The sequence below is a fragment of the Pectobacterium nicotianae genome, from assembly GCF_023272715.1.
Lineage (GTDB): Bacteria > Pseudomonadota > Gammaproteobacteria > Enterobacterales > Enterobacteriaceae > Pectobacterium > Pectobacterium brasiliense.
On the sequence record NZ_CP096821.1, the window covers coordinates 155,387 to 175,271 of the forward strand.

Sequence of the window (19,885 nt, forward strand, 5' to 3'; positions counted from 1 at the left end):
GTATAACCTTGAGAAGATAAACAGAAAGTGACAGGTGCCCATGTCGGGCACCTGAGAGCGTGTTATAGAAGGGAACGTCGGTGATGGGGAAAGTGTCTGCCTGATTTACCGTTGATGCAACGGCAGCCAGATGATCAGACGCAAGCCGCCCAGTGGACTATCTTCCGCTTTTACCCAGCCTTTGTGCTGCGTAATGGCAGTTTCCACGATGGCGAGCCCTAAACCGCTGCCGCCGGATTCGCGGTCACGCGCTTCATCCGTACGGTAGAAGGGGCGGAAAATCTGTTCGCGATCTTCCGGGCTTACACCAGGGCCATCGTCATCCACTTTGATGGTGATGCCCTGATTATCCACCGAGAAGGCCACTTCGATGTGGTTGTGAGAATAACGCAGCGCGTTGCGCACGATATTTTCCAGCGCGCTGTCGAGCGAGGCAGGGTTGCCAAAGAGCGTCCACGGCCCCGGAGGATAGGGCACTTCCAGCGTTTTCCCCATCTGCTCGGCTTCAAAGGCGGCATCGTCTAGTACATTGCCCCACAGTTCATCGGCACGCAGGAACTCACGGGTCAGTTCGTTCTTGTGCTGATTGCGTGAGAGCACCAGCAGATCGTTAATCATGCTGTCGAGCCGCTGCGTTTCCGTCTCGATGCGGTTCAGCTCATTACCTTCTCCCTGACGCCGGCGCAGTAGCGCTGTTGCCAGTTGCAAGCGTGTCAGCGGCGTACGCAGTTCATGGGAGATATCCGACAGCAGGCGTTGTTGTGCGGTAACCATCCGCTCGAGCGCACTAACCATCTGGTTAAAGCTGACGCCCGTCGCCTGAAACTCCTGCGGACCGGACTCCAGCTCCGGGTGCTGGCGTAAGTTGCCTTTGGCGACTTCGTCGGCCGCGTGTTTGAGCTTACGTGCGGGTTTCGCCAGACTCCAGGCAAGCCAAAGCAGCAACGGTGAACTGATCAGCATGGTGAAGATCAGCAGCAGCAAAGGGCGGTCAAACAGCAGACTAATGAAATCGGACTGCGGACTGCTGGCAGGGCGAATCAGATAAAGCTGGTAGTTGTCATCACCATCGCGGATCGCAAAAGGGCCGAGAAGCTCAATGCGGCCGTAATTTTTCTTCTGCGGATGATCGGCGTTATCCGACAGCCCGATAAAATTACGCACAATCGGCGTTTCATGCTTCTCTACGCCGAAGATCCGGCCTTCACTGGTGACCAGAAAAAGGCGCTGTCCCGGTGGAGCCCACTTCTCCAGTACCCAGAACAGCCGTAGCCACCAGCGTAGATCGTTGGCTGGCGTGTTGGCGAGGTCTGCTTCAATGTGCTGCTCCAGCATGATGCCCTGCCGCTGCTCGTTTTCCAGCAAGGCGGTAAGCTGGCGCGAGTCCAGCTTGGGCACCATTAGAACCAGCATGAGTACCAGCGCCAGCGTTAACCAAAAAATGGCAAAAATACGAGCGGTCAAACTATTGATCATGCAGCCGATACCATCAAATAGCCTCGTCCACGCAGCGTTTTAAACCAGGGCAGACCGTCCTTGCGTTCTGGCAATTTACGTCGCAGGTTCGAGATATGCATATCGATCGCGCGGTCAAACGGCGTCAGCCGTTTCCCCAGCACTTCCTGACTTAAATGTTCGCGTGAAACCACCTGTCCCAGCCGCTGAGCCAGCAGATAGAGCAGCGTGAATTCGGTACCTGTCAGATCCAGCACGATATCGTCAAAGCTGGCTTCCTGCCGTCCGGGGTTCAGACGCAAGCCGTCGACTTCCAGCGTCGGGGCGCTGTTATCACCCGCCTGCTGTTGATCGGTCCAGTTGGAACGGCGGAGAATCGCGCGAATTCGCGCCACCAGCTCTCGGTCGTTAAAGGGCTTCGGCAGATAATCATCGGCACCCAGTTCCAGACCAAGAACGCGGTCTAATTCGCTGCCGCGGGCGGTCAGCATAATGACCGGTGTTTGATGCTGCTGTCGTAGTTCTTTTAATGTATCGATACCGTTTTTCTTCGGCATCATCACATCCAGTAATAACAGGTCAATGGTGTTATCTAATACCTGTAACGCCTGCTCGCCGTCGTAGGCGACAACGACGTTAAAACCTTCCATTTCGAGCAATTCTTTCAGTAAGGCTGTTAGCTCTCTATCGTCATCAACCAGCAGAATTTTATTCATGTTTTCTCTACCTCCAAGGGCAAAATACGACATAGATTAGCGCTATTCCATGACTTTACGTAGTTTTACATCCTCTGACGCATGTTTGCAGCAAGATGCGTAGACTCCTGTTCATTGATTCACAAAATGACGTACCGCTCTGGAGAGTTATTGATGCAACAGTTCGCAACCTTATCTCTTGCTTCACTGCTTATGTTAGGCACTTTTACCGCCTTTGCAGCAGAAAGTGGAGACGCCCCGGCGAGCGGCTGGCATATCGATGATTCCGCCACAAAAGGCGCACCCGGCCAGCAAGGTATGTTCGATGGCGTGAGGCTGACTGAGCAACAGCGTCAGCAAATGCGTGATTTGATGCACCAGAGTCGTCAGGACAAACCGGCGTTTAATGCCGAAGATGTTAAAGCCATGCATAAGCTGGTGACGGCAGAAACGTTTGATGAAGCGGCGGTGCGAGCGCAGATAACCCGAATGATGAGTGTGCAGCTTGAGCGTCAGATTCAGATGACCCGAGTGCGCAACCAAATGTATAACCTGCTGACGCCAGCGCAGAAAGAGATATTAGAGCTGAAGCATAAGCAACGCATGAAAGAGATGCAGCAGCAGATATCCCTGTTTAACCAGATGGCTGCGCCGGCACCAGGTATGACAAGCCATGCCGAGACAGAGAATCCCGAGTAGTAGTGCGAGTGTAGTAAGTAGCTTGTAGTAAGCGTAGTGCAGTCCGAGTAGTAATGTGTAGTAGGTACACACCCTGTTTTTCCTTGCCATAGACACCATCCCTGTCTTTTTGCCCTCCATGATGGAGGGCTTTTTTTTGCCTAAAATTCGGCACGAAAAAGACAGCGTAAGGGAGCGGTAAAGCATAGAATGTGAGCACCAAAAATGATGCTCATGAATGTTCCCTTACCTGTCTTCAGGATTTTGGCTGACATCCTCATAAAAGCACGCTGAAACACCCTTGGCCGCTCGCCGATTACACGGCGATGTCATACTTTCCCTGTACCATTGCTTCATCGCGTTAGCCTCTGCCACGACAGGGGGGCGCATTCTTTTATTTTAACTTTTGATATCAATACCATGACCCGTTCTTCCCGTTCGACCGCCTGGTTACGCGTCGTCAGCCTTTCTCTGGCGGCCTTCATTTTTAACACCGCTGAATTTGCCCCCGTTGCGCTCCTGTCAGACATTGCCGCCAGTTTTTCCATGAGCGCCGCGCAGGTCGGGCTGATCATTACGATCTATGCCTGGGTGGTCGGGCTGATGTCGCTGCCCTGCATGCTGATGTCCAGCGATATGGAGCGACGCAGCCTGCTGATCAAAATCTTTATCCTGTTTGCCGTCAGCAATGTGTTGTCCGGTCTGGCCTGGAACTATTGGGTGCTGGTGATCGCTCGTATCGGCGTGGCGCTGGCTCACGCGGTGTTCTGGTCGATTACGGCATCGCTAGTGGTACGTCTGGCCCCTGCGGACAAAAAAGCGCAGGCGTTAAGTTTGCTGGCGACCGGCACGGCGCTGGCGCTGGTGCTGGGGTTACCGCTGGGGCGTGTGGTCGGGCAGTATCTGGGCTGGCGTGTGACGTTCATCCTCATTGGTCTGCTCGCCGCGGGGATTATGCTGGGTCTGATGAAACTGCTGCCCGTGCTGCCGAGCAGCAATTCCGGTTCGTTGAAGAGTTTGCCTCTTCTGCTTAAACGTCCGGCTCTGCTGTGCGTGTATGGCCTGACCGTTATGATCGTAACCGCGCACTTTACCGCCTACAGTTATATCGAGCCTTTTATCCAGAAAGTGGCGTTGTTGAGTGAAAACTTCACGACCATCTTGCTGCTGATTTTTGGCGGTGCTGGCATCATTGGCAGCATGCTGTTTAGCCGCTACAGCAGCAAATATCCGGCAGGCTTCCTGATTGTCTCGTTCGCGTTTCTGGCGGTATGTTTACTACTCCTGCTACCTTTGTCATTCAGCGGCTGGAGCCTGTCGACGCTGTGTGTCGTCTGGGGGATCGCTATTATGGCGCTGAGTCTGGGGATGCAGGTCAAGGTGCTGACGCTGGCATCGGATGCCACTGACGTGGCGATGGCGCTCTACTCAGGAATTTATAACATTGGGATCGGCGGCGGTGCGCTGCTTGGCAATCAGGTGATTGTCCATTTGGGCCTGCCCGACATCGGTTTCATTGGTGCGGCAATGGCGATACTGGCAACCGTGTGCTGTATTTTTACGTTTATCCGCTATTCCCGTGTGTTAAAAACGTCATTGGCGAACTGAATACGGTAATGACCCAAGCGACCCTTTTTTCCGTCAAGGTCTCCGTTTTCTGTAAAGGTATCCGTTTTACGTGTGAGGGCATGATGAATCCACACTATGCGCGTCTGGTGACGCTGGCCGCCGTGAGCGCAACGGCCGTGGCGCTGGTGCTGTTCATAATGAAGGTGTTTGCCTGGTGGCACACTGGCTCCGTGAGCCTGCTGGCGTCACTGGTTGATTCGCTGGTGGATATCGCCGCGTCGCTGGTGAACCTGCTGGTGGTGCGCTACTCGTTGCAGCCGGCGGATACGGAACACGCATTCGGCCACGGCAAAGCGGAATCGCTGGCTGCGCTGGCGCAGAGCATGTTTATCTCCGGCTCAGCGCTGTTCCTGATCCTGACGGGGCTGCAACACTCGTTGGAGCCGCAGACGCTGCACGCGCCAGAAGTGGGCATGTGGGTGACGTTCATTGCGCTGGTGGCTACGCTGCTGCTGGTATCGTTCCAGCGCTGGGTGGTGAAGCGCACGCACAGTCAGGCAGTGCGTGCGGATATGCTGCATTATCAGTCCGACCTGTTGATGAACGGCGCGATTCTGGTGGCGTTGGCGCTCAGTTGGAAAGGCATTACGCGCGCTGACTCCCTGTTTGCATTGGGTATTGGCGGCTATATTTTATATAGCGCGTTACGCATGGGGTATGACGCGGTGCAGTCGCTGTTGGATCGCGCGCTGCCGGAGGATGAGCATCGCGCTATTGCTGAGATGATTGTGAACTGGCCGGGCATTCGCGGCGCACATGCGTTGCGTACCCGACGTTCTGGTCCAACGCGCTTTATTCAACTGCATCTGGAGATGGATGACACGCTGCCGCTGGTTCAGGCACATCAAATCGCAGACGATCTGGAGCAGGCATTGCGTGAACAGTTTCCGGGTGCCGATATTATTATCCATCAGGATCCGGTTTCTGCTGTGCCGGAAAATCAGCGTGGCAGATTGACGGCGTAGTCGGCCAGGTTTCAGCATTTTATGTTAAAAACGTGATACGCCATGAAAATTTATGCACAATTTAGCCTGACCTGAATCAATTCAGCTTCGGGTGTTTGTTATAATATGCTAATAAAAGAATAAGGCGTTGCTGCCTGTTTCACGGCGGCGGTGAATTTACGATAGAAGAATCCTGCAAAATTACATCTACAAGTCCAGAGGTTGTCATGATTAGAAGAATCGGAGTGTTGACGAGCGGTGGCGATGCACCAGGTATGAATGCCGCAATTCGTGGTGTGGTTCGCGCTGCACTATCGGAAGGGCTGGAAATTTTCGGTATTTATGATGGTTATCAGGGCTTGTACGAAGATCGCATGGAGCAGTTGGATCGCTACAGCGTATCGGATGTGATTAACCGTGGCGGTACATTTCTGGGCTCCGCGCGTTTCCCGCAGTTCCGTGATGAAGCGGTGCGCCAGGTCTGCGTAGAAAACATGAAGAAACGCGGTCTGGATGCGCTGGTCGTTATCGGCGGTGACGGTTCCTATATGGGTGCCAAGCGCCTGACCGAAATGGGTTTCCCTTGTATCGGCTTGCCCGGCACGATCGATAACGACGTCGCGGGTACGGACTACACTATCGGTTACTTTACCGCGTTGGAAACCGTGCTGGAAGCGATTGACCGCCTGCGCGATACCTCCTCTTCACACCAGCGTATTTCCATTGTTGAAGTCATGGGACGCCACTGCGGCGACCTGACGCTGGCGGCGGCGATTGCCGGCGGCTGTGAGTTCATCGTTCTGCCAGAAGTGCCGTTCAGCCCGGAAGATCTGGTCTGCGAAATCAAAGCGGGCATCGAGAAAGGCAAGAAACACGCGATTGTGGCGATCACCGAACTGGTGTGCGATGTCGATGAACTCGCGAAATACATTGAGAAAGAAACGGGACGCGAAACCCGTGCGACCGTACTGGGTCACATTCAACGCGGCGGCTCACCGGTTGCCTACGACCGTATTCTGGCCTCACGCATGGGTGCCTACTCTATTGAGCTGTTACAGCAGGGCTACGGCGGCCGCTGTGTCGGTATCCAGAATGAAAAAATGGTGCACCACGATATCGTTGATGCCATTGAGAACATGAAGCGTCCTTTCAAAGGCGACTGGTTGGATACAGCGAAAAAACTGTTCTAATCCACGAAAGCTGATGTTTTCGCTAATTGACGGCTACACCAACCTTGCCGTTATTCGGCGTAAAAAATTATGCTGAGGAGATAGCAGGCTTCGGATGAGCCGCAGGACGCGGCGAAAGCTTGCGCCACGTCGGGAACGTGTCGCAAGCGGCCCGATTAAGCCTGATACTGACGAAGGCACCGCGCCAGCGGCATAATTTCCCGCCGAAAGCCTGGGGTCACGGGGCGAGCGGCGTTTGAGCCGTCCCGTGTCGGGCGCGTGCTACAAGGTAGCATGAAAATAACGTCATTATCGCGCACGAAACTATCTCCTGGATTACATAAAACCTATGATCAGGGACAGCATTCAGTGGATATGGGTTTCTCCCTTATCACATCAGCCGTTGCAGATATATAACCGACGAGAATATAAACACCGGTTTTATTATTTTTTCTGCACCAACAGACCTGCTAGCCTGCCTATTCCTTCCGTCTTGATGACACGCCGATTGCCGCTATGAATATCGATCTCCGCCAACTGCGTCACTTTATTGCCCTGATTGAGCATCGCAATTTTACGTCGGCGGCACAGGCGATGAAGCTTTCCCAATCCGCTTTTAGCCGCAGCATCCAGTCGCTGGAGCAGACCATTGGCGCCCGTCTGATTGATCGCATGAACCAGTTGGAGCCGACGCCGAAAGGGTTGGTGGTGCTGGAACACGCGCGTCGCCTGATTAATCAGACGCACGATCTGTTTAACGACATTCAACAGTTCAATGAGAAAGAAGCGGGCGAAGTGAATTTTGGCTGCGGCCCGGCTCCCGCCGCCTGGCTGATGCCGCAGGTGATCGGGGCTTTCTCGCGACATTACCCAAAGGTGCGGATGGTCTTTCGCGTCGATAACTGGCAGGCGCTGGGCCATCGGCTGATGGCCGAAGAGCTGGATTTCATCGTGGCGGATATGCGCAACTTTGAATTTGATACCCGCTATCGCGTACAGCCGCTGAGCCAACACCGCTGGGGCTTCTGCTGCCGCAGCGGACACCCGCTGGCGACGCAGGAAGAGATTACCGTCGAGCAGTTCTTTTCCTACCCGCTGGCGGCAACGATCCGCCCGCCCAACCTGCACCGCGCGCTGGTACAGCTGAGCGGTAAGCTGGATATTCGCACCAGCATTGAGTGTGAGAATGGCTACAGTCTTCTGGACGTAGTACGTCATTCGGATGCCATTGGGACGACCAATCATTTCAACGAGCCCGATCGGCATGGTATTCACATGTTGAAGATTGCCGGTTTGGACGACAACACCGATGAATTTTATACCCACTACGGCATTATTTATCTGGCTGACGCCCGCCTATCGCTGCTGGCGCGCAAGCTGATTGAAACCTTCGTGCAGGTCGATAGCGACCTGCACGGTACACCCGTGGCGCTTACAGCGGAGTGATGCTGAACTTGCTGATTTCCTGACGCGAAAATACCGTCCGAAAGCCGAAATAGCCCGGAGCCGGCGTATTCGGATAGCTGGCGTGGAAATAGAGCACATCGTCGACCCAAAAACGGGTTTCCCGGCGATCTACTTCAATCACGATGCGATAGCGATGATGAGGACGCAGCAGATGCGCGGCATCAGTGTACTCGCCGAGCAGCAGGCGCTCGCCGTGACCGTCGTAATAGCGAAAGCGCGTGGTGCTGTTCCAGTTACCGCCCATCCCGACATAGTACAGATTCAGGCTGTCATACTCGTTGAGCTTGCCGTACCGGGTAAATAGGTTCGGGTGGTGCAGGTCGCGCGCGGCCCAGAACTGGTTCAGGTCGGATATGCGGTCGTAAGGGCGATCGGCGACCAGAACTTCCCGCGTAAAAGCGATGCGATAGGTGCCCGAGAGCGGGGTATTCAGCCAGATCGTCAGCCCAGCGGCGCTTTCCAACGTCAGATGCTCTGGCGTTGTCTGGATCGCTGTGCGGTCAGGGTCTTCCTGCTCCACCTGCCAACGTAGCGGCTGGCCGGCGGAATCCGTGGACCAGAGAAACGTTGAACGGTGTGGTGAATCGATAATTTCACGTGCGTCGTCTGCCTGCGGCGACAGAAGGAGCGTGTTTTCAGTACAGCCTGGGTCAGTCATGATGATGTCCTGTAGCGTGCCGCCGGGTGGCGGCATTAAGAAGAGGGAATGTCATCCAGCAAGGCCAGCAGGGCGATGGCCGTTAATCCCCACTGGGCGACGGCGTTGGTGGCCAGATTGGCGGCTGCGGTGCTGCCAGAATGTTTATCAATGGTGGAGTCAATTAGCGGCTCGTTGATGGGATAGAGCACGACAGGAGGCGTTAAGCGCCGCTGTTCGAGCGTTGGATGGGCGATGCCGCCGCTACCAGCGGTAAACTCTGCCCAGGCGCGCTGTGCCAACGCGCGATCGTTCAACTGTCGGGCGGCAAAGGCGGTCAGTCGGGCATGTCCCTGAGCCAGATTGAGCTTTTTCACCGTCTTGCCCACTGCCACACTTAACGCGACGGGGTCGTTATACAGTCGGCAGTAGTCGAGCCACGCGCGCGTAAAGGCGGGGTCGGGCAACGCCTCAACCAGTTCGCTACAGATTTCCGTCAGACCGAAAACCGCGCTGAGGTGTGAAATTTCTACCTGATCCGCAGGCGCGGGAAGAAAGCGGCCGGTATCGGGGTCAATGGCCGATCCACCGGTGAAAAAGCCGTGCGGCTGGGCGGCAATGGTTTGCATACTGGTGAGCAGGCGTGCGCGCATTGCCGGATCGCCGTGCCGCTCCCAGGCGGTGAGCCACGCGGCAGCGACGGCACCCCAGTCAGTGCCGAAACCCAGGCTGATATGATTGGGGTTATCGGGATGCGTCTGTCCGATTTTGCGGCCGGGCAGCACGGTGCCAAGCGTGCGCAGCGCCTCGACCTGTTCGTCCATCAGTTCACCGATGCGCTCATCGGCGGTGAGATAGTAGAGAAAGCGGCGGTTGGCGACGGTAGAAATACGCAATTGCTTGGCGCTGTCGCCCCAGTGGCGGACATTATGCCGCGACCCAAGCGGACTAAAGCGTCCCAGATGGTGTACGTCAACCTCGCCCGTGTGGCGCGTCATGGCTTCTGCCATGCGAAACGCCTCGGCGCGCCCGCTGTGCAGGAAGTAATACCAGAGCCACAGATCGGTGCTGAGTTCCGAGTTATCCCACGCGTAGCCGCCCACGTCGTAGCGCCAGACGTGACGGTCGCTGTCATAGGTGTGCATCACGTCGCCGAAATCCCAAAAGCCGTACCATTTGCGCTGTTCGACTTCCTGCTGATAGACGTCGAAATACGCATCCAGCTGTTTCTCCAGCCTGATGCGGCCGGGCGTGGTGGCAGAGGAAGAAGGGGCGGAAGCGGGTGCCCACAGTGTGCCAAATGCCTGCGCGCGATGCAGATCCTGTGCGCCCGCCACCAGCAGCGGTGGTTGCTGCATGCGCCGCGCCCGATTCACCAGATCTTCCGCGTCTGGCGTTGCAGGCAGTACATCGATAAACAGTTCGCTGGTGCGCGCCACGCCGACCGCCGAACCGAAGCCCGGTTCATAATCTTCGTAGGTAATTGCCAGCCCTTCGCGCTGTTTGTCATGGGTATCCTGACCCAGCCCGTCGTGATAAAAGCGCATATCCATCGGTTCTGCCCACGGTGACCACAGCCAGAGCGTGACGGTCGCGGTGTCGGTGTGGGCATTGTCGATTTCCAGACAGGCCGGGTAGCTCTGCCAGAAATGACGCAGGCCGAACGCTACGCCACCTTTCGGCGTACCCAGATAGCCGACGCCCGCTGCCCGTTCGCCCGTAGCAGAAAGGAGCCAGCCCTGTCCGGCCGCCGTGCGTTTATGTATCTGGAAACCGTCGGGATGGTGCTGCGTCAGGCGATAGCTGCCAAACGCGGGAATATAATCCAGCCGTTTTCCGACCTCCGGTGAAAAATCCGCGATCGGCGGCGTGGCTTGCCCGGCCAACTGTGCTGCGATAACGGCCGAACCGGGATCGCGCCGTAGCCCGCTCAGGCCACGTACCGCCTCACGGAAGAGCCCGCCCTGATCCGAGACGAAACGGACGTGGCGGTCGTGCAATTCCCCCTGTAACGGAACGTCGAACGCCAGCCCAAGTCCTTTCAGGCTGACGAGGTCATCATCGTTGTCATAGATCAGCGTGTGTAGGACACGCAGTGAATCGGTGTTCGCATAGCTATAAAGCCGGATAATAAAGGGGATGCGCGTCACCCCCTGCGGTTGCGCGTGGTGTGTACCGCGTAGTGCAATCACCGTCCGCTGCGGTCCGTTTTGCTCCACCGTGACCGTCTCGATCACGCCCTGATAGGCATCCTGCGTCAGTGTGCTATCTGTCTCTGTCCCTCTCTGCATGCGCAGCACCAGCCTGCCGTTGGTTAACGACAGACGATTATCCCGCCAGATTTCCTCGATCAGACGGGGGCCAGAACGTGGAATAACGCAGCGAATGTGGCCGGTATCCACCGTCCAGCCGTGGGCATGTTCGCTGACCATCCCGGCACCCGATGACTCCTCTGCTTTGGCTGTGGGCCGCAGCGTTAGCCCGTCTTCCGGCGGGGTGTCACCGCCCAGTGCATGTGCTGACCATTTAATCGATCCGTCCGGCCAGCGAGCCAGTGGCCAGCTTTGCAGGTCATAAGCTCGCTGCTGTGCGTCATGCAGTTGGAAACCGCTGTCGTTGCGCACCGCCCCCTGCGGCCAGGGGACGCCCCAGGTCACGCCGGTGAACGCGCGGGGCGGCTGTCCGTCCAGCCAGCGTAGGCCGACCTGCGGCACCACTTCACCAGCGTAGGCAGAGGCAAGCGGCGCGGCGGCGTGCGCAGATCTCCAGAACGGGGCCGACAGCGCCAGCAGCGTGCTGTCGCGCAGGAAGCGTCGGCGTGAGTAAGGCATCTTGTCCATGACGTTAGCCCTTGAAATCGTAGCCGACGGAGATCCCGACCATGCGCGGTTCACCAATCACGCCCGTTGTGGCGCTGGAGCCTCTGACGGAGCGGTAGTAGTTTTTATCCAGCGCGTTTTTCACCCACAGCGACACGTTCCAGCGGTTGTCACCTTGCTTGCCGCTCAGCCCGCTAGACAGGTTAAGGACGCCGTACGAAGGAATGCGGTTGGATTCGGAGTCGTCGAGCGTGCCGTAGGCCCAGCTCCGCCATGACCATTGACCGGAAACCGAGGCTTGCAGGTTATTTGGCGTATCCCATTGATAACGCACGCGCGTGTTGTAGCTCAGTGTTGGGGATTTAAAGACGCGCTTCCCAGACATATCGCACGAGACGGCGGAGATTTCTGCCGGGCAGCGGGCGTTAGGGAAGTTCAGGTAGCGGGCATCCAGAACAGTACCGGCCAGGCTGATGCTCAGGCCGTCAACGGGGCGCACCGTCAGTTGCGTTTCACCGCCGCGCGAGCGGAACTTTCCGGCGTTAATCAGATAGCTGGTATCCGTCTCCTCGTCATAGGCATTGTTCTGGAAATCTTCGACGACGCTCCAGAACAGCGCGGTATTCCATTCCACTTTGCGCTGTAGCCAGTGGGTTTTAACCCCCAGTTCCGCGGAACGGGTTTTCTCTGGATCGACGTACAGCGAATCGATCCCCAGCTGTCGTGCCGCTCCAGATGATACGTTCAGGCCACCGGATTTTTCCCCGTAGCCCAGCGTGACGTATGGAGTCACATTCGGTGCCGCAAACCAGTTCAGGCTGATGGAGCCTGAAGGCAGGCGGTTGGTTTGCGAGAGCGGACCAGAGTCAAAGGTTGCGCGGTTTTTGCGCACAAACGTCCCTTCCTTTTTCTCATAGGTCTGGCGCAGGCCGACAATGACATCCAGTTTATCGGCGGCATGCCAGGTCCCGCGGCCATAGACGGAATAGACGGTGTCATCCAGCGTGCCAAAGCGCTGAACGTTAATGCCCTGATAGCCATTTCCGACCCACGTCCGCACGCGGTTGTCGTTGTAGTAGCGACTGTTTGCCTCGGTATCGAGGTTCTCACCCCAGTAATCGACGCCCACTGAATAATCGAAGGTGTTGCCTTTGGGCGAATCGAGCCAAAAACTTTGCGACCAGACGCGATCGCGTACGTCAGCGCCGCTGTCGCGATAGAGCGGGATATTCCAGTTATCCGCCGTGCTGGGCAGCACGCGGAAATAGCGCAGTGATGACAGAGAGTTGAGGCTATAGCCGCTCTTCAGCTTCCAGTTGGCCTCTACCGAGCCACCGCCTTGCGCAACACGAATAATATTCTCGTCATCCATCGCGACCTGACGACCGCCGACGACCTTGAGGCCAGTTTGTTGCGCGCGGGTGCGGAAATCGTTAGTTGCACTGACCAGTACCGAGACCGGACGCTGGGTGGAATCGCTGTAGTCACCGGTGATTCTGAGGCTAAAGCTGTCATTCGGCTGATAAAGCAGTTGGCCGCGCACGCCGTTATTGGTGCTGCCTCCCAGCTTATGGCCGTTTTCGATATTCGTGACGTTTCCACCACGCTCCGTGCGCGACAGGTTGATGCGTCCCGCCCAGTGGTCGCTGAGTGGCCCGGACGCCATCAGTTTGGATTGCAGATAACCGCGCTGCCCGAAAGATTGTTCCAGTGAATATTCCGGTGTGAAGGTCGGCTTGCGGGTGCGAATATCAATAGCGCCGCCGGTGGTGTTAAAGCCGTAGGCCGCGCCCTGCGGGCCTTTCAACACGCGGGTGCTGTCGATATCCAGCAAATCATTAGAGATGACGCCGGGGCGGGATAAGTAAACGCCATCGACAAACAGTCCCACGCTGCCCGGCATACCGATATTCGTACCGCTCTCGCCGCCGTCGCCAATCCCGCGAATGGTCACGGTGGTGTCCATCACATCGACGGTATCGACATCCAGCCCTGTCACCAGTTGCGACAGTTCTTCAAAGCGGTAGATCCGCTCTTCTTCGAGCGTTTTGCCATCGATCACCGATGCCAGCGTGGTCGGTGGTTGAACAGGTGTACGCTGAGCATTCACTTTCACGCGTTTCAACTGGACAGGAGCGGCGGTTGCCGCCTCGGTGCTGGGTATTACCCGCTGTGATGGGCTATCCGTTGTGATTTGCGGATCGGCTGCTCGCGCCATAGCAGGAAGCGTTAAGACGCAGCTCATTAAAATGCCCGATGTTATTTTTCGCTGGTGTTTTTTTAAATACTGTTGATGTTTTTTAAAATACATAGCTTCTTCCGAATATCGTCAATAGGCTGCCGATTGCCGTGAAATTCACGGCAATACGTGGGCTATAATTTGTGGGGGGGTAAATTACTGAGTTGCTTTTAGATAAGAATCATCCAGCCATTTATCGACATCAAAAGGCTGCCGAATAAGACGTGATTCATAGGCCAATGTGACGGCGCGTTTTAATTTTTCCACAAAGGCTGGATCCAATTCGGGTGAAAGACGCTCGGTTAATGGCGGCAATGTATCCCATTCGACGCGTAATATATTTTCCGGATAACCTGATTGGGTAGCTAAGAGTCGAATAAATTCATCTTTATTTTTAGCATCGCTGGCCCAGTTTGCCGCCTCACGCTGAACTTTAACTAAGCGCCGCAAAATATCTTCGTTGCCTTTGGCAAATTTCTCATCTACCAGCAGGAAGCCGCTGAGCTGGCCTGCACCGTCGAGGTCACGGCTCGACAGCGGAATGTCAGCCAGCCCTTTATCCCGCAGCGAAAGCGTATTGCTGCCGCCCCAGGTAGCGTCAATCTGTCCAGCGGCTAACGCCGCGCTGGCTGCCGCAAAATCGAGATTGATCAGCTTCACATCAGAAGGCTTCAGGCCCTGTGAATCGAGTGCGCTAACGAAGGACAGCTCGCCTGCTGTTCCGCGAAAGATACCAATACGTTTGCCTTTCAAGTCGGGGATTTTCTCAATACCGGAGCCTTTCGCTACCGCCAGATAATGGTTGATGCCGCGTGATGCTACGGCGATCACGCGCGTATCCAGACCGCGAGAGCGACCGATAATGCTGGCTAAATCGCCCAGATAGGCCACGTCAACCTGATGGTTGCCAAACGCTTCGTTGATGACGGGGCCTGCACCTTTGATGAATGTCCAACGGACGCTGATCCCGTCTTTGCCAAACTCGCGCTCCAGCAGCTTCTGGCTGTGAATGACGTCAAGCAGGCCGCCGCCGCTGGGTTTTGTGCCTGCGCCAATGTCTGGTGCGGCAATACGAATTTCAGTAATCGCCGATGCGATGCCTGACCAGGCCATACCCATTGCCAATAAGCCGGTCACTAACCATTTTCGTCCTGATGTTGTCATTTCTTGCCCGCCAGTGATGAGGTGTTTGAATGTGAGTGTGCGAATATCAATGTTGTTATTGCGCCGGTTTAGCACGGCGTCATCTTGTTGCAGAACCACATTTAAAGGCTTGGCAATAAACTGACTAATACAAAAAAAGCATTATTATTTTTAGTAAATAGCTAAATCAGCATTCATCGCTTATTTCATCACTATGCAGCGAACGAAAAAAAACTATTCCAACTATGCATTAGCCTATCGGGACTTATTACCTTTAGTTTGTCGTGAGACGATGAATGCCATTATCTTTCCAATTAAATAAATATCGATATACAGATACATACGTTGACTTTATTAAGCACTCGAGAAGAATCGATTATTCCAACGCTATTTCAGGTCATCTATCCATGACGCCTGCAATGTGAAGTATGACGGGTATAAATAAACACGGTCAGGAGCACATACCATGACGGAATTACTCTATGCGGGAGCGGCGTCAGGATCCCGGTCTTATTCACCGGAGCCGACTCCGCACGCCAGCCGGGTGAGCGGCGTCGTGCAGCCGCGCTTGCCGACGTTGAATACGACGGTTTCGTCCCGACCGGAACGCTGGCTGGCGGTGGTCGCGACGTTGCTATTGCACGCGGCGGTACTGGCGTTATTCAACAGCGCATCGACACCGCCCGTTACGGTACCTGCCCGGCCACAGCCTGTCAGCGTCGAGCTGGTTGCTGCGGTTGCCGAACCAGTGCCACAGCCCCAACCCCAACCTGTCGAACCTGAACCTATTGAGCCTGACGTCGTAGCGCCACCGCCGGAACTCGCTCCGCCGCCCGTGGACAAGCCGGTGGATGACAACGCGCTGTTGCCGCCAGTGCCCGAGAAAAAAGAACCTGAGAGAAAAGCGCCCGAGAAAAAGCCGGAACCTGCGCCGAAAAAGGTCGCGGTGAAAAAGAATCCGCCCGCACCGACGCCAAAATCTCAGGCTGAAACGGCATCGGCAAGTGCCCCGGTAACGCCTGCTCCGGTGGCGCAAAAGGCGGTCGCGCAGCCCGTTGACGCGCCGTTGACGCCTCCGCTCGCGAATGCTGACTACCTGCACAATCCCGCACCGTCTTATCCCGACGTGGCGATTAGCCGTGGTTATGAAGGCACCGTGCTGTTGAACGTACAGGTGCGTGCCGACGGCAAGGTGCAAACCATTCGTATCCATCAATCGAGCGGCTATCCCTCGCTGGACGACGCCGCCAGAGACACGGTGCTGCGCTGGTCTTTTGTTCCGGCACGCCGCGGCAGTCAGCCGGTTAGCGGCTGGGTGGTTGTTCCCGTCGATTTTTCGCTAAATTCATGAGGTATTGGTTATGACGCTCGGACACATTGAACTCTTTTCTGCGGAAGGCGCAGTGATTCTGTTGCTGCTGTTGTTTTCTCTCGTCACCTGGGGGTTGGGGCTACTGAAATTCGTCCAATATGGGCGGGCGCAGCGGCGCGATCGACGCTTTCGTGCCGCATTCTGGCAGCAGGATGACGTCAGCCAGACGCCAGAAACCAGCGCAAAACAGCCCGGTTCCCTCGCCAACTTGGCGCTGGCCGCGGTCAAAGCGCCGGAGCAGATGAGTGGGCAGCTTGCGCTGAATATTCATCTGCCCGATCGGGTTGAGCGCGCGCTGCAACAGCAGATTCAGCGTGAACGCCGCTCGCTGGAAAGCGGGCTGGCGGTGCTGGCCAGTATCGGCAGCACGTCGCCGTTTATCGGTCTGTTTGGTACCGTCTGGGGCATTATGGCGGCGTTGCAGGAAATTGGGCTTTCTGGTTCTGCCAGCCTCGACACCGTCGCAGGGCCGATTGGCAACGCGCTGATTGCGACCGGAATCGGGATTGTCGTCGCGGTTCCTGCGGTACTGATCTACAACTACTTTTTACGTCGCCTCAAGCTGGCTGTTGCAGATATGGATGATTTCGCCCATGACGTTTACAGCGTGATGCAGGCGCACGATTTTCACGTCGGCTCGTTCCACGTCAACGCGGAGCCATCGCCTGCCGCCTTCTCCGTGAAGAACCTGAGAGAGGTGGTCTGATATGGCGTTTACCTCGCGTAATGATGAAGACGTCATGAGTGAAATGAATATCACGCCGCTCGTGGATGTCATGCTCGTGCTGCTGGTGGTGTTTATTGTTACCGCGCCGATGTTGACGAATGCTATTCCGATTCAGTTGCCGAAAACGTCGGCGGTGGCTCCGGCCGATCGCGCCGATCCGGTGGTGATTAGCATTGATGGCGAGCAGCGCGTCTTCATCAATAAAGAAAGTCTGGCACGCGAACAGCTGGTGCCGCGCCTGCAACAGGCTAAAGCGAGTAATGCGGACTTGGTGGTGCAGGTGCAGGCGGATAAAGACGCGAATTACGGTGCTGTCGCCGCGCTGCTGGCCGATGTCGAGCAGGCGGGGATTACGCGTTTATCCCTGCTAACGCAGAAATAACGTAGCCGGATACCGACGATCATGATGCCCAAATACCCGTCGCGGATACGCTCCGCCCCTGACGTTTCGCTGACTGCCACGCTGTCGGCGGGATATTCCGCGTTGGTCATTTCATTAGTCGTTCCACTGCTGGTCCTTGCTGGCTGGTGGCTTGCCAGCCGTCACGGATGGATGTCTGAACAGATCCTGCCTTCGCCGCTGGCGGTCATCGATAGCGCACGGGCTTTTATCCCCGAAGAGCTGATTCATCAGCTGCCCATCAGCCTGATACGGCTGGTGATTGGCTTTAGCGGCGGGATCGCGCTGGGCTTGGTGCTCGGCAGCCTGTTTGGTCTGAATCGCCAGTTGAATGCGCTGTTTATGCCGCTCTTCACCGTCATCGCGCAGATCCCGACGCTAGCCTGGATTCCGCTTTTGATGCTGTCGCTGGGTATCGGTGAGGCGCTGAAACTGGTAGTGCTGGTGAAATCGGTGACGGTGCCGGTTACGCTCTACACGTGTGCCGGCATTCAACAGACGCCACAAAAGCTGCATGAAATGGCGCGTAGCCTGCGTTTACCGCCCGCAGCCTTCCTGCGTTACCTGATTCTGCCTGCGATGCTGCCGTATGTGATGACGGGCATTCGGCTGGCGTTTTCTACCGGATGGGTCGCCTTGATCGCGGTCGAGCTACTCGCATCCAGCGAAGGGCTGGGCTATCTGCTGGTACAAAGTCGCCAGCTATTTATGCTGGATTTGGTGTTCGTCTGCATTCTGATTATTGGCGTACTGGGGTTTGCCGGGGAGCGCGTGCTGCTGAAGCTGGAGCGTCGCTGGATTCACTGGCCTGCGCCAGTGCTGGGTCGCGATAGCCTGAGCACTGCGCTGCCGAGCCTGTCGCTGACGCCCTGGTTAGCGCCACTGGTACTGGTTGTGCTGTGGCAGGTTAGTAGCACCTACGAGTGGGTGAACGTGGCCTTTCTTCCTGCACCGAGCAGCGTGATCGACGCGCTGTGGACGGGGCTGGTTCAGGGCGGGCTGTCGGCCGATCTTCATGCCAGCCTGCTGCGTGCGCTACAGGGCTTTGTGCTGGGCAGCGCGATCGGCGTGCTGGTCGGTGCGTTACTTGGCGGTTGGCGTATCGCCGACAGGCTGTTTAATCCGGCGCTGTCCGCGCTGCGCTGCGTGGCGCTATTTGCCTGGCTGCCGCTGATCACCGCCTGGTTTGGTTTAGGGGAGAGCGCCAAGATCGTGTTTATCGCCGTCGCGGCGTTCTTTCCTGTGATGCTGGCAACCCGTCAGGGGATCGCCCAGCTTCCGCCTGCGCTATTGGAAGTGGCGCAAGTTCTGCGTCTGACGTCGGTGCAGACGCTTCGCACGTTGATATTGCCCAGCGTATTGCCGCCGCTGTTTTCCGGCCTGCGGCTGGCGCTGATGCATGCGTGGACGGGCGCGATTGGCGCAGAGTATTTCATGCCGTCGGGAGAAGGGTTGGGCGGCATGATGATTCGCGCGCAGCAGTTGCTTGAATCCGATCGCATCATGGCGGGCGTGGTGCTGATTGCCGCGGTGGCCGCGCTGTTTTCCCGATTGATTACCTTGTCTGAACGGCGGCTGACCCGCTGGCGCTTTGCGTGACCGTTAACGGAGAATCTATGTCCCTGCATTTTCAGCACATTACCAAACATTTTACCGTCAACGGCGCGCCGCTGACGGTGTTACAGGACATCGATCTGTCGTTGCAGGCTGGAGAACTGGTTGCGGTCATCGGTGCCAGCGGCTGTGGTAAATCGACGCTGCTGCGTTTGGCCGCCGGGATTGATACCACAGAGCGTGGGCGCATTCTGATTGGCGAACGGCCTGTGCAGGGTATTCCCGATGATGTCAGTCTGGTGTTTCAGGAGCCACGCCTGTTTCCGTGGCTCACCGTGACGGACAATATTCGCCTCGGTATGCTCAACCTCGATCTTTCTCCTGCGGAAGTGACGCACCGTATTGCACACTATCTCCAGATGATGGGGTTGGAGGGCTTTGCCGACGCATGGCCGCACCAGCTGTCGGGAGGAATGGCACAGCGCGTGGCGATCGCTCGTGGGCTGGTGTCGACGCCGCGTATTCTCTTGCTGGATGAACCCTTTGGAGCGCTGGATGCGCTGACTAAACAGCAGTTGCAGGAGCGCCTGGCGGAGATTCGCCAGCAAACAGATTTGACGATCCTGCTGGTGACACACGATGTGGAAGAGGCGGTTTTTCTGGCGGACAGCGTGGTGGTGATGTCGCCCCGGCCTGGCCGGATTAGCAGGATTCTGCCGATAAATCTCACTTATCCCCGCGACCGAACCAGCACTGCATTGTTGGAGCAACGACAAGCGGTCAGTCAGGCGCTACATAAGGCGGATACCGTTGAAGCCTGATGCTGTTGCCTACTGCTTTCTCTCAATCTTAATCATCGATAGAAACCGCCGTGGAAAAGGCGATTGAGGTTGCTGACAAAGTCCGTAGAGCGGGAGTAACGGATAGATCGTAAAGACGCTGTAAATACATCCCTGT

16 protein-coding genes are annotated in these 19,885 nt (G+C 56.4%); 10 read left to right on the forward strand and 6 right to left on the reverse strand.

The annotated features are described in order from the left end of the window. Positions 1-105: 105 nt before the first annotated feature. A complete protein-coding gene (gene cpxA, locus MYB54_RS00655) occupies positions 106-1,476 on the reverse strand; it encodes an envelope stress sensor histidine kinase CpxA (RefSeq protein ID WP_010281575.1) in 1,371 nt (456 codons plus the stop codon). Beyond that, entirely contained in the window at positions 1,473-2,171 is a 699-nt protein-coding gene (gene cpxR, locus MYB54_RS00660) for an envelope stress response regulator transcription factor CpxR (protein ID WP_010281574.1), read from the reverse strand. Before cpxR ends, cpxA begins: the two co-directional genes overlap by 4 nt. A gap of 153 nt (positions 2,172-2,324) precedes the next feature. Here cpxR and cpxP point away from each other — a divergent pair, with 153 nt between their 5' ends. The 5 genes from cpxP to MYB54_RS00685 all read left to right on the forward strand — a co-directional run bounded on the left by cpxP (position 2,325) and on the right by MYB54_RS00685 (position 8,016). Continuing rightward, positions 2,325-2,849 (forward strand): cell-envelope stress modulator CpxP, encoded by a 525-nt coding sequence (gene cpxP, locus MYB54_RS00665; protein WP_010281573.1) that lies wholly within the window; start codon positions 2,325-2,327, stop codon positions 2,847-2,849. A gap of 399 nt (positions 2,850-3,248) precedes the next feature. Beyond that, positions 3,249-4,436 (forward strand): sugar transporter, encoded by a 1,188-nt coding sequence (locus tag MYB54_RS00670; protein ID WP_248721387.1) that lies wholly within the window; start codon positions 3,249-3,251, stop codon positions 4,434-4,436. 83 nt (positions 4,437-4,519) lie between these two features. After that, positions 4,520-5,422, forward strand: a complete 903-nt coding sequence (gene fieF / locus MYB54_RS00675; protein WP_248721995.1) for a CDF family cation-efflux transporter FieF — start codon at positions 4,520-4,522, stop codon at positions 5,420-5,422. A gap of 206 nt (positions 5,423-5,628) precedes the next feature. Then, on the forward strand, positions 5,629-6,591 hold the full coding sequence (gene pfkA / locus MYB54_RS00680; protein WP_010281567.1) for a 6-phosphofructokinase: 963 nt from the start codon (positions 5,629-5,631) through the stop codon (positions 6,589-6,591). A 495-nt stretch (positions 6,592-7,086) separates the two neighbouring features. Then, positions 7,087-8,016, forward strand: coding sequence for a LysR family transcriptional regulator (locus MYB54_RS00685; RefSeq protein ID WP_248721388.1), 930 nt, complete (start codon positions 7,087-7,089; stop codon positions 8,014-8,016). On the opposite strand, the gene MYB54_RS00690 is transcribed toward MYB54_RS00685, so the two are convergent. The 4 genes from MYB54_RS00690 to MYB54_RS00705 form a co-directional block, all read right to left on the reverse strand. Further along, positions 8,003-8,731 (reverse strand): DUF6250 domain-containing protein, encoded by a 729-nt coding sequence (locus MYB54_RS00690; protein WP_248721389.1) that lies wholly within the window; start codon positions 8,729-8,731, stop codon positions 8,003-8,005. The two genes, MYB54_RS00685 and MYB54_RS00690, sit on opposite strands and share 14 nt — an antisense overlap. Beyond that, a complete protein-coding gene (locus MYB54_RS00695) occupies positions 8,731-11,514 on the reverse strand; it encodes an exo-rhamnogalacturonan lyase family protein (protein ID WP_248721390.1) in 2,784 nt (927 codons plus the stop codon). Before MYB54_RS00695 ends, MYB54_RS00690 begins: the two co-directional genes overlap by 1 nt. Positions 11,515-11,518: 4 nt before the next feature. Beyond that, positions 11,519-13,804, reverse strand: coding sequence for a TonB-dependent receptor (locus tag MYB54_RS00700; RefSeq protein WP_248721391.1), 2,286 nt, complete (start codon positions 13,802-13,804; stop codon positions 11,519-11,521). Positions 13,805-13,888: 84 nt separating this feature from the next. Beyond that, positions 13,889-14,896 carry an ABC transporter substrate-binding protein gene (locus tag MYB54_RS00705; RefSeq protein ID WP_248721392.1) on the reverse strand — a complete coding sequence of 336 codons (1,008 nt, stop codon included), beginning with the start codon at positions 14,894-14,896 and terminating at the stop codon, positions 13,889-13,891. Positions 14,897-15,341: 445 nt separating this feature from the next. Between MYB54_RS00705 and MYB54_RS00710 the strand changes: the two genes are divergently transcribed. Genes MYB54_RS00710 through MYB54_RS00730 form a run of 5 tightly spaced genes read left to right on the forward strand, consistent with a single transcriptional unit; the run spans position 15,342 to position 19,749 of the window. Then, a complete protein-coding gene (locus MYB54_RS00710; protein ID WP_248721393.1) occupies positions 15,342-16,226 on the forward strand; it encodes an energy transducer TonB in 885 nt (294 codons plus the stop codon). Positions 16,227-16,236: 10 nt separating this feature from the next. Next, positions 16,237-16,953, forward strand: coding sequence for a MotA/TolQ/ExbB proton channel family protein (locus MYB54_RS00715; RefSeq protein ID WP_248721394.1), 717 nt, complete (start codon positions 16,237-16,239; stop codon positions 16,951-16,953). 1 nt (position 16,954) lies between these two features. After that, entirely contained in the window at positions 16,955-17,356 is a 402-nt protein-coding gene (locus MYB54_RS00720; RefSeq protein WP_100017945.1) for an ExbD/TolR family protein, read from the forward strand. 21 nt (positions 17,357-17,377) lie between these two features. Then, entirely contained in the window at positions 17,378-18,973 is a 1,596-nt protein-coding gene (locus tag MYB54_RS00725; protein WP_248721395.1) for an ABC transporter permease, read from the forward strand. A 17-nt stretch (positions 18,974-18,990) separates the two neighbouring features. After that, positions 18,991-19,749 (forward strand): ABC transporter ATP-binding protein, encoded by a 759-nt coding sequence (locus MYB54_RS00730; RefSeq protein WP_039281203.1) that lies wholly within the window; start codon positions 18,991-18,993, stop codon positions 19,747-19,749. Positions 19,750-19,885: the final 136 nt, after the last annotated feature.